The sequence below is a fragment of the Nitratireductor arenosus genome (assembly GCF_009742725.1).
Taxonomy (GTDB): domain Bacteria; phylum Pseudomonadota; class Alphaproteobacteria; order Rhizobiales; family Rhizobiaceae; genus Mangrovimarina; species Mangrovimarina arenosa.
In genome coordinates, this window is sequence record NZ_WPHG01000001.1 from 1,126,122 (window position 1) to 1,137,507 (window position 11,386).

Genomic DNA, 11,386 nt, shown 5'->3' on the forward strand with positions numbered 1-11,386 from the left:
TGATCCTATTCCTCCTTGTCGGCGGACGCCGCGTTGAGCAGGCCGTAATTCTTCTCGCCGATCGTGTTCAGCAGTTCGAGCTGGGTTTCGAGGAAGTCGATATGGCCTTCCTCGTCGGCAAGCAGTTCCTCAAACAGCGCCATCGACACGTAGTCGCCGTGCTCGTGGCAGATGTCGCGCGATTTCTTGTAGGAACTGCGTGCTTCGTGTTCGCCGGCCAGGTCGGCTTCCAGCACTTCCTTGACGTTCTGGCCGATCTTGAGCGGCGACACCGACTGCAGGTTGGGATGGCCCTCGAGGAAGATGATGCGTTCCACCAGCTTGTCGGCGTGGTGCATCTCCTCGATCGATTCCTCGCGCTCCTTCTGGGCGAGCTTGGCGTAACCCCAATCCTGAAGAAGCCGGTAGTGCAGCCAGTACTGGTTGACCGCTCCGAGCTCCAGAAACAGCGCCTCGTTAAGCCGCTCGATGACTTGTTTTTCGCCCTTCATGGCGCCTGCTCCCAAATTGACCACGCAGTCCGCGGACGCGGTCGAGGTGTGAAACGATATCCGGCTCGGCCGCGGCCGAACGGGCGTGATACGCTTCCGTGACCCGGATGATCGTTTCCACCACATTTGGAAAGCAGCCGCAACAGCGCCCGCGTTTGGCCATGGCGTGATAGACCTTCGCCGGCACGACGAGCTGCCAGGGATCGGCATCCAGCAGGCCGGTAATCGTATCCTCGATTTCCCTCTGCGTGATCAAATTGCAGTGACAAACCAGCATTGTCGTTCTTCCAGGCTCGCGGCGCTGTGGCCGCTGGCTTATTCTAGCACATTCAGCTTGCCGCGCGGCTCACTGAAACACCGCGTCGGGATCGTCGAGACTGTCGGACCCCTCGAACGCGATCACGTCGAGTTCGAGCCCGGCGACGACCCGTTCGATGGACCGTGTCTGGTCAACCAGCGCATCGATCGCGGCCTGCACCAGGGCGTTGCCGGCGGTGTTTCCTTCGCCGATCAACTGGTCGTAGGCCTCGCCGGCTGCCGCCTTTTCCGCAATCGCCTGCATGGCGCCGACGGTCGTGTCGAGCTTGGCTGTCAACTCCGCGTCCAGGGCCGCATCCGTCTCGCGCACCAGTGCCGACAGCGACGGGCCTTCCACCACCGAGCCGTCGATCCGCGCGTAGCGGCCGGCATAGACGTTGCGAATGCCGACGGCGTCGTAAAGATGCGAGATGTGGGTATTGTCGGAAAAACAGTCATGCTCCTCCTCGGGGTCGTGCAGCAGCAGTCCGAGCTTCATGCGCTCGCCGGCCAACTCGCCATAAGACAGCGAGCCGATGCCGGTCAGCATCGCGGCCAGTCCGGTTTTCGCCGGCCCGTTGGCCAATGCCTGGCGCGCGGCGCCGTCTTCGGCCCAGTTGGCGACCATCTCCTCCAAGTCAGAAACCAGCAGATCGGCGGCGGCAGCCAGATAAAGCGCCCGGCGCTCGCAATTGCCGCCGGTACAGTTTTGCGGATCGTAATCCGTGTAGGCGCGCGCGCCGGCGCCCGGCCCGGTGCCGTTCAGATCCTGTCCCCACAGCAGGAACTCGATCGCGTGATAGCCGGTGGCGACGTTGGCCTCGATCTCGCCGGCTTCGTGCAGCGTGCCGGACAGGAATTCCGGCGTGATGTCGGACGCGTCGACTTCGCTGCCGTTGATCATCAAGCTCGTATTGGCGACGACATTCGCGGTGTAGAGCCCGTTATCGTCAGACTCCACGCCGTAGCCCGCATCGACGTAGTCGATCAGCCCCTCGTCCAGCGGCCAGGCATTCACCCGACCCTCCCATTCGTCGACGATCGGATTGCCGAAACGATAGGCTTCGGTCTGCTGGTAGGGGATGCGCGCCGCCCGCCAGGCGGCTTTCGCCGCCGCCATGGTTTCGGCCGAGGGCGCGGCAATCAGCGAGTCGACGGCCTCGTCGAGGCGCATGGCGGTCGACAGAGCGTCCTCGTAGGTGGCGTGCGCGATGTCGGCATAGGTTTTGAGCACCGCACGCGTATCGGTCGAGGCAATCGCCTGGCCTGTCAGCGCCGTTGCGATCAGCGCCGTCGTGGCGGCTACGGTTAAAAAAATCTTCGGCAAGGCTCTGTCCTTCGGCTCGAACTGCAGCGCAAAACCGCATGGGGCCGGTCGGAGCCTGGCTGTCGGAGACGGGCGCGGCCCGGGCGGCAAGGGCGCAATAGCCATTGCGGCCGGTACGATCGTCTCCAAACGGACAGGTTCAAGGCCCGACAGTCGAAAGTCGCTTCAGCTTTCGGCCGAAGACATGACTCCCAGAAAACCGGATGTCAAACGGATTCGCATTAAAAAGGATGAAAAATCAATAGTTTAGAATGATTCTAAACTGACTTGACAGTTATAGTCATGTTTTCCTGTCACAGCGCGGCGGTCGATCCGCATACATCACGCGCCGTCCGGCGCGGCCACCAGCAGCGCCAGCGTGTCGGCGACCAGCGCGGCCTGTTCCTCGCCCTCGATCTCGACCACGTTGTGGCATTTCATCAGATAGCGTCGTTCGCCCTTGCTTTCGAACGAGATCAGCTTGGAGCGCATGCGTATGTTCGCGCCAGCCCGTACCGGCGCCAGGAAGCGCACCCTGTCGAGCCCGTAATTGACCGCCGCCACCGTGCCGTCCGGCGCCGCGCCGATCTCGTAGCTCATCGCCGCGACCAGCGAGAGCGTCAGATAACCGTGCGCGACCGGTGCCTTATACGGGCTTTCGCGCCGTGCCCGTTCGACATCGATATGGATCCACTGCCGGTCGCGCGTGGTCTCGGCAAACTGGTCGATCATGGATTGGTCGACGCAAATCCACGACGACACGCCGAGCTCGGTGCCGGCCATGCGCGTCAAGTCGTCGAAGCTCGGCTTTTGTCCCGCCATCACGCTCCTGTCCTCATACCTGATCTTTTCCTCCGTCTATCGGTTCGGTGCGGCCCGGCGGCCCGTCCGCGGCAAGACAGCCGGGCCCGAGGGCTGCGATACTGTCGAGGCCGCACAGCGCCAGCGTCAGGTCGAGCTCGGCGAGGATGTTGCCGATCACCTCGCGAACCCCGGTTTCGCCCGCAAGCGCCAGGCCGTAGACATAGGGCCGGCCCAAAAGCACCGCCCGCGCGCCGAGCGCGAGCGCCTTTGCGATGTCGGCGCCGGTACGGATGCCCGAATCGAGCAGCACCGGCAGGTCTCCCGCCGCCGCCGCCACGCCGGGCAGGGCGTCGAGCGTGGCCGTCTCGCCATCGACCTGGCGGCCGCCATGGTTGGACACCACGATGCCGTCGACGCCGTGTTCGCGCGCCAGCCTGGCATCGACGGCGTGGCGAATGCCTTTCAGGATGATCGGCAGGCTGGTCATGGCGCGCAGCCGCCCAATGTCGGTCCAGTTGAGATCGGGCCGGGAATAGGTCGCGGTGAAATAGGCCGCGGCGGCGCGCATCGCCGTCATGGAAAGCCCGAACTCGCGCCCCTTGCGGTGCAGGCCGTATGCGGTGGCGAGCAGCTTCGCGCCGCGTGGCCGGATACCGGTCTCGGGCGGTCTGGCCGGGATTTTTGAGCGGAAGACGGGATCGGAGAGATATTGCGCTAGCCCCATGCCGCGCAAAAACGGCAGATAGCCGAGATCGAGATCCCGCGGCCGCCAGCCCAGAAGCGTGGTGTCGAGCGTGACCACGATCGCTTCGCAGCCGGCTTTCTCGGCGCGTGCCAGCAGAGAGCGCACGACATCGTCATCGCTCGACCAGTAGAGCTGGAACCATCGCGGCGCGGTTCCAAGCGCAGCGGCACAGTCCTCCATCGCGACCGAGGCCTGGTTGGAAAACACCATGCCGATCTGCGTGGCCGCGGCGGCGCGCGCCACGGCGAGATCGGCCTGGCGGTGAACCAGTTCCAGAACGCCGATCGGCGCCAGAAGCAACGGCGCGCGGTGACGGCGCCCGAAAAGATCGACGCCGAGATCGCGCGCGGAGACGTCGCGCAGCACGCGGGGTACGAAACGATGGCGCCCGAATGCGGCGCGGTTGGCCGCCATCGAGGCCTCGAGACCGGCGCTGCCGATCACATAGGCGGCCGCCTCCTGCGTCATGGCGCGTGCGGCCTCCGCCTCCAGCCGTGTCGCCGAAACGGGAACGGTCGGACGCGCGCCGCCCGCGCCAGTGACGTAAATCTCCATCTGGCGCTGGCGCCCCGGAGCCACCGCGCCGGTGTCTCGCGTCATGCGTTTTTGCGTGCCATGATCGGCGCGGTCATTTCCGCGCCCCGCTATCGTCGCGCATGTCCGCCATCACCTCGCGAATTCGTTCGCGCAGGATTTCGACCGATTCGCCGGAGGATTTGCGCATCACCTCGCCGATCTCGCTGGCGTTGCGGACCGCGGCCTCGAAGGAACGCCGGGCGAAATCGGCCTGTTTGGCAAGCAGGTCCTGCGGGTTTCCCGGCGCCTGGAAGCTGCGCGCCATCTCGCTGGCCTCGCGCAGTGTCTCCTCCAGCGCGGCGCGCTGCCTGCCGAAGACGTCGCCGGCGCCGGCGGCCGCGGTTCTGGTCGCCTTTTCGAAAGCTTCGAGGTTTTTCCGGTGGTGCTCGATGACCCGTTCGATATCCATGTTCGGCATCTTCAGATCTTCGCCGAATTTCGCGAAAAGGTCGATGATCGAATCCGATTGCGGTTTCTTCGCCATGAATTCCTCCCGTCTCGGGCGTTGGCGACGGCGATCCCGTCACGTTTCAGATTAGGCGATGTGCCAGCGCCGTCAATTGCCGAACACGAACAGCTCGCCGAGGTGAAGCAGCAGACCGGCCAGGCCGCCGACGATCATGCCGTTGAAACGGATATATTGCAGGTCGCGGCCGATATTGAGCTCGACCAGCCGGGTGAGCTGGGCCAGGTCCCAGCGCTTGACCTGGTCGGCGATGAAGGCCGAAACGCCGCTTTTCTGCGTCTCGATGAATCCGGCCAGCATGGTGACGAAACCCTGGTTCATGTCGGCCCGGATCGCCTCGTCGCGCGCGAGCTGGCGCCCGATATCGGTCAAAAGCCGGGTCAAATGCCGGCGGGTGGCGGAGTCCGTCGCCCCGGCATCAGTAAGCATGAAGCGGCGCAGGCCCGCCCACAGATCGGCGGCGAGGTTGCGCAATTCCGGCCGCGCCAGCAATTCCCGCTTCAGCCGCTCCGCCTGGGCGGCATAGGCCGGCGACGTGGCGAGTTGGGTGACGAAGTCGGCGGCGAAACGGTCGAATTCGTGCCGGAGCTTGTGGTCAGGGTCGTCGCGCACCTCGTCGAGCAGCGTACCGGCGGCGGCGACGATCTTGTGCAGCAGATAGGCGTCGGCGCGGAAATAACGGGCCAGCGTCGGCAGTTCGGCGCGGATCTTGTCGCGCAACGCCGCCAGCGCGGCCTCGTCGTTCAGGAACCGGCCGAGCGCGGTGATCAGCTCGTCGAACAGTTTTTGGTGGCGCCGGTCGGCGACGAAAGCCGACAGCAATCCCGCCGCCAGCGGCGCGACCTCGACCGTTTCGATCCGCTCGCGCGCCCGCTTGGCGAGAAAACGCGGCAGGCCGGAATCCTCGAGCGCGTCCAGCGTCTGCGGCACCATGCGCGTCATGAACCGCGCCAGCCCGTCCGCCCGCTTGCGGTCGGAGAGCCAGTCGGCCACATGCGCGGCGAAATCGACTGAGCCGAGCCTGGCGCGCACCGGCGCCGGCGCCAAAAAATTCGCCTCGATGAAACGGCCCAGATTGTCGGCGATGCGGGTCTGGTTGGCCGGTATGATTGCGGTGTGCGGGATCGGCAGCCCGAGCGGGCGGCGGAACAGGGCGACCACCGCATACCAGTCGGCAATGCCGCCGATCGCGGCGGCTTCCGCGAAGGCGGCAAGCCAGACCAGACCCGGCGCTTGCGGCTCCAGCAGGCGCGCGCCGAGAAAAAGTGCGATGCACATTAACAGCGTCAGCGTCGCCGCGCGCTTGACCCGTTTCAGCGCGCGTTCCTTTTCGGCGTCGTGGTCCGGCGCTGCGGGAGGGGCGGTTGGGGATGAGCTGGTATCGGCCATCGAAGGTCCTTCGGCGGGCATGGGCGGCTTTATCCATATCGGTTTCCGCCGGGCGCATTGCCACCGCCGCCGGGACGGGCCTGGGTCGTGAACGGATTATTGTGCAATGCACAAAATATGTTGCAATGCACAATAAGCAGGCCTATATGAGGCCCATGCCCCGGGCCTGAGGGACGGGGCGCCCATGGCTTTTGCAAAGAATGGAGACAGAAATGACCCGCAAGACCAACGCCGCCCAGACCCAGACCGCCGCCTATTTCGACCAGTTCCGCCAGGCCTTCGAAGGCCTTTACGGCAAGATGGACGTTCCGGCCGCCGCGCGCGACTTCGCGCAGCGTGGCGCGGTTTCGGTCAAGGAGCACGCCGAGCAGGCGCATCTTGGCGCCCGCGATGCCGTCGCCTCGGCTGAAAAGCTGGCCGAGACCTTTGTCGGCCACTCCGTCAACGCCGCCCGCGACGTTGTCGAGGCCGGTTTCGCCAATCTCCAGCATGCGTTGGCCACGGCCGAGAAGCTGACCGGCGCCAAGAGCGTCGGCGAGACCTTGGAAATCCAGGCCGAGTTCCTGCGCGAGAACACCAAGGCGAATGTAGAGCGGTTCCGCGCCGCCGGCGAAGCGGCCGGCAAGGCGGCGTCCGACAGTGCGGCCCAGTTCCGCGCCGGCATTGCCAAGGTTGCCGCTTGACACTGATCGAATTTGGCCGTGCCCGGCCTTGATCCGGGTCGCGCCAACGACGAACCCCGCTGTCACGGCGGGGTTTTTTGTCGGCATGAACGCGCGGCACGCCATGCGCCGATCGCGACGTCGGCCTAGTGCGGTAAAAACCGCGCCATGACGCGCCGATATCCGATTGACACGGCAAGGCCGCCCGCATAAACGGGGCGGCGCACCTGCCCAGGTGGCGGAATTGGTAGACGCGCACGGTTCAGGTCCGTGTGCCGCAAGGCGTGGAGGTTCGAGTCCTCTCCTGGGCACCAAACTGCTGTTTCAGGCCGTCCGACAAAATCCAGAAGCATCAAATAGAGCCCGGATTTCCGGGCTTTTTTGTTGCCTTGTAGCCCGACCGTGTCCGACGCCGTTTGTTGGCATCCGACAATTTTGTTGGTATCTTTGTTGGTACTTGGGCGAAACGACCAACGTTCGCTCGGTCGAGATACCAACAAATGCCTCTGACAGATACCCAAATTAAAGGGCTGCGACCGGCGTCAAGCCCAGTGAAGCGCAGCGACGGCGGCGGGCTTCATCTGTTCGTGTCCCCGGCCGGCGGTAAATTGTGGCGGCTTTCGTACCGGTATGACGGGAAACAGAAGACGCTGGCGCTTGGCGCCTATCCTGCCGTGTCGCTGGCCGACGCGCGCCTGAAGAGAGCCGACGCGAAAAAGCTGCTGGAAAGCGGCATAGACCCGGCACAACAGGCGAAAGTCGAAAAGACCAACAAGCTTATTGCGAGTACCAACACCTTCGCGGCCATCGCCGACGAATTTCTCGCCAAGACAGAACGCGAAGGGAAAGCCGCTGCAACGTTGACCAAGAAGCGGTGGCTTCTGGGAATGGCTAAGGCCGAATTGGGCCGACGCCCAATCAGCGAAATCAACGCGGCAGAAATTTTGGTGCCGCTGCGCAAGGTCGAGGCGCAAGGAAACTATGAAACCGCGCGGCGGTTACGCGCAGTCATCGGACAGGTGTTTCGTTACGCCATTGCCACCGCAAGGGCTGAGAATGATCCGACATTCGGACTGAAAGGCGCGCTGACTGCGCCCACCGTTACACATCGTGCTGCGCTGACCGAAAAGAAGGCGTTCGGCGGTTTGCTGCGTGCCATCTGGGGCTATGAAGGCAAGCCGGAAACGCGCGCAGCTCTGCAACTGATGGCGTTGCTTTACCCGCGCCCCGGTGAACTCCGGCAGGCCGAGTGGAACGAGTTCGATCTCGACGGCGGCGTATGGACGATACCGGTCACACGCACGAAAATGCGGCGCGAGCACAGAAAACCTCTGCCGGCGCCAGCGGTCGACATTCTTGGCGACCTGCACAAACTTACCGGTTATGGCAGACTTATCCTTCCATCCATTCAATCGCCTCTACGACCGATGAGCGAAAACACGCTGAACGCGGCGTTGCGGCGAATGGGCTTCACCAGTGCCGAAGCCACCGCGCACGGCTTCCGAGCTACCGCCTCAACGCTATTGAACGAAAGCGGCAAATGGCTTCCTGACGCCATCGAGGCCGAACTGGCACATGTCGGCGCGGACGAAGTTCGTCGCGCCTATCATCGGGCGGCGTATTGGGATGAGCGCATGAAAATGGCCGCATGGTGGGCAGACAACATCGAAGCCATGCGCCATCCCATCGATTAGAATGCTATGCTGTTGTGACAATTCGTTTCACCAAGCTGTTGGTCGACGTTAACGGTTTTTTGCGTTTCGCTTGAATCTCGCTAACGTCCACTCATGGACGCCTTTGATCGTGAAAATATTATTTGGCGGTTGTTGGGAGAAAAGTACCCAGCGCAAACCGTTGGTACACGTACTTGGGTTGAGACAAAGCAGCCCCTGCTATTAACCCACAATCCAGAGACGGCAATTCAAGAAGAGGCCGCAGTTCGATATTTTGAGGAATTAAAAGCCCTGTCCGATGATGAATTATCGGAAAGGCAAGCGAAAGCGGATCGGGAAAAGGTGGAAGAAAACGAGCGCCAATTTTCGTTCAATAAACCGCACGCAATGGCCGATGAAAAGATATATAGCTATTGGTGCAAGGCCGCCGCTTGGTATGGTGATGAATTTACAGCTCTATTGCTTGCCCGAAATCCAAAAGTAGTAACTATGGAATCGATTAAAAGGGCAAAAAATTTATCGACATTCGCAAATGAGTTCTTGGATTTGCGGGAGCTTGTATCAAGAGCTGTTCTGAAAAAGCAGCTATCACGCGCGACGCGACCGGGGTTTGCAATCGCGTGGGCAAAACGAAATCGCATTCCCGTACCGAAAGCGCTGGAGGCCGCAGTTCGCGAGCACGGGCATCAAGTAGCAGATTGGAAAACAGCCTATGACCAGCAAGCGGCAATAGTCGCTGATCTCAAGGCAAAAATTGCAAAGCTGGAAGTTGCGGAAACCAAACCGGAACCGACAACAGCTGATCTTGGCATCCGCGAACGGGACAGCCTCCTCAAGATTGTCCTTGGGATGGCAATCAAGGGCTATAGTTACGACCCAAAGGCAAGCCGCAACCCTACCGCGAAGGAAGTCGCTAGCGATCTCTCCCTGATCGGCCTGCGGCTCGACGAGGACACCGTGCGCAAGTACCTCGCCGAGGCAAAGGAATTATTGTCCGGAGACGAAACCGAACAAGATCGCTGAAACCGAATTCGGTCAAGCCGAAACCGAACTCGGCCAAAAGCTCTATCGGCTTAGCTAGAACCGCCTCACACCCAACACGACGAGGCGGCATCATGTCGAACTTCACCGAACTTCCCGCAACTGGCTTCATCCGGCTTGCTTCCATCCTTGCGCCCCACGGCCCGATCCCGGTTAGCAAGTCGACTTGGTGGGCAGGCATCAAGGACGGACGTTTCCCCAAACCGGTCAAGCTTGGCCCGCGTATCACGGCATGGCGCGTCGAGGACATTCGCGCGCTGATCGAAACGGGGACGACCTGAATATGGCCGTCCGCCGGTTCGACCCGCGCAGGATCAAGCGACACCACAGCTACACCGTGGACGAGGCCGCGCGGACCATCGGCGCGACCAGGGGCACGGTGCGGCGCTGGCTTGACAACGACTTGCCGGCAATCCGCGACCGCAGGCCGTTTCTGATCCTGGGTGAAGATCTTGCCAACTACATGGCCCGCAGGGCGCGGCCGAAAATCGCCTGCCCGCCTGGCACTTGCTACTGCGTCAAATGCCACCAGGCACGGCAGCCTGCCGGCAACATAGCGGAATTTGTGCCCATCAACGCGCATTCAGGCAATCTCCGCGCGCTTTGCCCGGACTGCGGCTATCTCATGCACCGGCGTACGTCGTTCAGCCAGCTTGAGGCGATCCGGGGCATTCTCGACGTTGCAGTCATGGAGCGCCAGCCACGCCTAAACGATGGCGGATAACCCTCCACCAATGAGCACTTGAGAAAGGACCTGGTTACCCATGCGAAAGCACCATCCCGAGAACGAGCGCACCAAGCGCCGCTATGTCGAATTTCTGAAGCATGCGAAGCAGCTCTCCGACACCAGCATCGACCAGGCGCTTGCGGCTATTGCGGAGTTCGAGGCGGCGAACGGCTGGCGCGATTTCAGGAAATTCCGCATAGAGCAGGCGCAGAAATACAAGCGTAGCCTTGCCGAGCGCGCGAACCCGAAAACCGGCAAACCGCTGGCCAAGGCGACCGTCTCGTCGCGGCTGATGGCGCTTAAAGGTTTCTTCGAGTGGCTGGCTGGGCAACCGGGCTTTCGCTCGAAACTCACCTATTCGGACGCCGAGTATTTCCGGCCGTCTGCCAATGACGAGCGCATCGCCAGGGCGGTGCGGGAAAAGCCGGTGGCCAGCGTCGAGGATATCCGTCAGGTGCTTGCCGCCATGCCGGACGCAACCGACATCGAAAGGCGCGACCGGGCCTTGATCGGTTTCGCGTTGCTTTCCGGCGCGCGCGACAACGCCATTGCCTCAATGTCGTTGAAGCACGTCGATCTCGGCCGGCGCACCGTATTTCAGGACGCGCGCGAGGTCCGCACCAAGAACCGCAAGACGTTCACGACCTGGTTCTTCCCGGTGGGCGCCGACATAGAGAAAATCGTCGCCGACTGGATTGCTTTCCTGACAAAAGAGCGCGGCTTCGGTCCAGACGATCCGCTTTTCCCGGCGACCAAGATCGCGTTGGGCGAAAATGGCTTCGAGGCCGGCGGGCTGGACCAGAAACATTGGAAGGGCGCTGCCACGATCCGGCGGATTTTCAAGGCGGCTTTCGCGCACGCCGGCCTGCCCTATGCCAATCCCCACAGCTTCCGCAACACGCTGGCCATGCTGGGCGAAAAGCTGTGCTCCACGCCGGAAGCCTTCAAGGCTTGGAGCCAGAACCTTGGTCATGAGCATGTGCTGACAACCTTCACCAGCTACGGCGCGGTGGCCAGCCACCGCCAGGCGGAAATCTTCGACCAGCTCCGCACCCGGCAGGTTGGCGGAGATTCCAGCGTCAAAGTTGCAATTGATCCCGAAAGCGTGGCAAAGGCTGTAGCGCTGCTTACGGGAAATCCTGTCTGATCTGGCCCGGAAGCAGACCATTCATTGTCAGCGGTAGCCACGACGTGTTCCTTGTTGGCGGT

Annotated in this window: 13 protein-coding genes and 1 tRNA gene; 7 read left to right on the plus strand and 7 right to left on the minus strand. The window is 62.4% G+C overall.

Translation table 11 applies throughout. From position 1 onward, the window contains the following. Positions 1–5: 5 nt before the first annotated feature. The 7 genes from bfr to GN330_RS05485 form a co-directional block, all read right to left on the minus strand. Positions 6–491: a bacterioferritin gene (gene bfr / locus GN330_RS05455; protein ID WP_156711606.1), complete on the minus strand. Its 486-nt coding sequence runs from the start codon at positions 489–491 to the stop codon at positions 6–8. Continuing rightward, positions 457–768, minus strand: coding sequence for a (2Fe-2S)-binding protein (locus GN330_RS05460; RefSeq protein WP_156711607.1), 312 nt, complete (start codon positions 766–768; stop codon positions 457–459). The genes bfr and GN330_RS05460 overlap by 35 nt, the downstream gene beginning before the upstream one ends. Before the next feature lie 69 nt (positions 769–837). Then, the gene (locus GN330_RS05465; protein ID WP_425487153.1) at positions 838–2,115 is read right to left on the minus strand and encodes an imelysin family protein; all 1,278 of its coding nucleotides are present in this window, start codon (positions 2,113–2,115) and stop codon (positions 838–840) included. A 321-nt stretch (positions 2,116–2,436) separates the two neighbouring features. After that, positions 2,437–2,916, minus strand: coding sequence for a MaoC family dehydratase (locus tag GN330_RS05470; RefSeq protein ID WP_156711609.1), 480 nt, complete (start codon positions 2,914–2,916; stop codon positions 2,437–2,439). A gap of 13 nt (positions 2,917–2,929) precedes the next feature. Beyond that, complete coding sequence (locus tag GN330_RS05475; RefSeq protein ID WP_156711610.1) at positions 2,930–4,243, minus strand: alpha-hydroxy-acid oxidizing protein; 1,314 nt, start codon at positions 4,241–4,243, stop codon at positions 2,930–2,932. 28 nt (positions 4,244–4,271) lie between these two features. Next, positions 4,272–4,703: a phasin family protein gene (locus tag GN330_RS05480; protein WP_156711611.1), complete on the minus strand. Its 432-nt coding sequence runs from the start codon at positions 4,701–4,703 to the stop codon at positions 4,272–4,274. Between the two features lie 72 nt (positions 4,704–4,775). After that, positions 4,776–6,074, minus strand: coding sequence for a DUF445 domain-containing protein (locus GN330_RS05485; RefSeq protein WP_156711612.1), 1,299 nt, complete (start codon positions 6,072–6,074; stop codon positions 4,776–4,778). 212 nt (positions 6,075–6,286) lie between these two features. On the opposite strand from GN330_RS05485, the gene GN330_RS05490 reads away from it, so the two are divergent. The 7 genes from GN330_RS05490 to GN330_RS05520 all read left to right on the plus strand — a co-directional run bounded on the left by GN330_RS05490 (position 6,287) and on the right by GN330_RS05520 (position 11,324). Next, on the plus strand, positions 6,287–6,757 hold the full coding sequence (locus GN330_RS05490) for a phasin family protein (protein ID WP_197435044.1): 471 nt from the start codon (positions 6,287–6,289) through the stop codon (positions 6,755–6,757). A gap of 208 nt (positions 6,758–6,965) precedes the next feature. Then, positions 6,966–7,050, plus strand: a tRNA-Leu gene (locus GN330_RS05495). A 186-nt stretch (positions 7,051–7,236) separates the two neighbouring features. Continuing rightward, on the plus strand, positions 7,237–8,430 hold the full coding sequence (locus GN330_RS05500) for a tyrosine-type recombinase/integrase (protein WP_156711614.1): 1,194 nt from the start codon (positions 7,237–7,239) through the stop codon (positions 8,428–8,430). Between the two features lie 93 nt (positions 8,431–8,523). Further along, positions 8,524–9,432 (plus strand): hypothetical protein, encoded by a 909-nt coding sequence (locus tag GN330_RS05505; protein WP_156711615.1) that lies wholly within the window; start codon positions 8,524–8,526, stop codon positions 9,430–9,432. Between the two features lie 92 nt (positions 9,433–9,524). Then, on the plus strand, positions 9,525–9,731 hold the full coding sequence (locus GN330_RS05510; RefSeq protein WP_156711616.1) for a helix-turn-helix transcriptional regulator: 207 nt from the start codon (positions 9,525–9,527) through the stop codon (positions 9,729–9,731). A gap of 2 nt (positions 9,732–9,733) precedes the next feature. After that, complete coding sequence (locus GN330_RS05515) at positions 9,734–10,174, plus strand: excisionase family DNA-binding protein (RefSeq protein ID WP_197435045.1); 441 nt, start codon at positions 9,734–9,736, stop codon at positions 10,172–10,174. Positions 10,175–10,214: 40 nt separating this feature from the next. Continuing rightward, entirely contained in the window at positions 10,215–11,324 is a 1,110-nt protein-coding gene (locus GN330_RS05520; RefSeq protein ID WP_156711618.1) for a tyrosine-type recombinase/integrase, read from the plus strand. Positions 11,325–11,386 lie beyond the last annotated feature (62 nt).

Bases quoted from the DNA above. Each gene is read 5' to 3' on its own strand.
- GN330_RS05460 (WP_156711607.1), bottom strand. From the start codon at position 768: ATGCTGGTTTGTCACTGCAATTTGATCACGCAGAGGGAAATCGAGGAT.
- bfr (WP_156711606.1), bottom strand. From the start codon at position 491: ATGAAGGGCGAAAAACAAGTCATCGAGCGGCTTAACGAGGCGCTGTTT.
- GN330_RS05475 (WP_156711610.1), bottom strand. From the start codon at position 4,243: ATGACGCGAGACACCGGCGCGGTGGCTCCGGGGCGCCAGCGCCAGATG.
- GN330_RS05470 (WP_156711609.1), bottom strand. From the start codon at position 2,916: ATGGCGGGACAAAAGCCGAGCTTCGACGACTTGACGCGCATGGCCGGC.
- GN330_RS05510 (WP_156711616.1), top strand. From the start codon at position 9,525: ATGTCGAACTTCACCGAACTTCCCGCAACTGGCTTCATCCGGCTTGCT.
- GN330_RS05485 (WP_156711612.1), bottom strand. From the start codon at position 6,074: ATGGCCGATACCAGCTCATCCCCAACCGCCCCTCCCGCAGCGCCGGAC.
- GN330_RS05515 (WP_197435045.1), top strand. From the start codon at position 9,734: ATGGCCGTCCGCCGGTTCGACCCGCGCAGGATCAAGCGACACCACAGC.
- GN330_RS05480 (WP_156711611.1), bottom strand. From the start codon at position 4,703: ATGGCGAAGAAACCGCAATCGGATTCGATCATCGACCTTTTCGCGAAA.
- GN330_RS05520 (WP_156711618.1), top strand. From the start codon at position 10,215: ATGCGAAAGCACCATCCCGAGAACGAGCGCACCAAGCGCCGCTATGTC.
- GN330_RS05490 (WP_197435044.1), top strand. From the start codon at position 6,287: ATGACCCGCAAGACCAACGCCGCCCAGACCCAGACCGCCGCCTATTTC.
- GN330_RS05500 (WP_156711614.1), top strand. From the start codon at position 7,237: ATGCCTCTGACAGATACCCAAATTAAAGGGCTGCGACCGGCGTCAAGC.
- GN330_RS05505 (WP_156711615.1), top strand. From the start codon at position 8,524: ATGGACGCCTTTGATCGTGAAAATATTATTTGGCGGTTGTTGGGAGAA.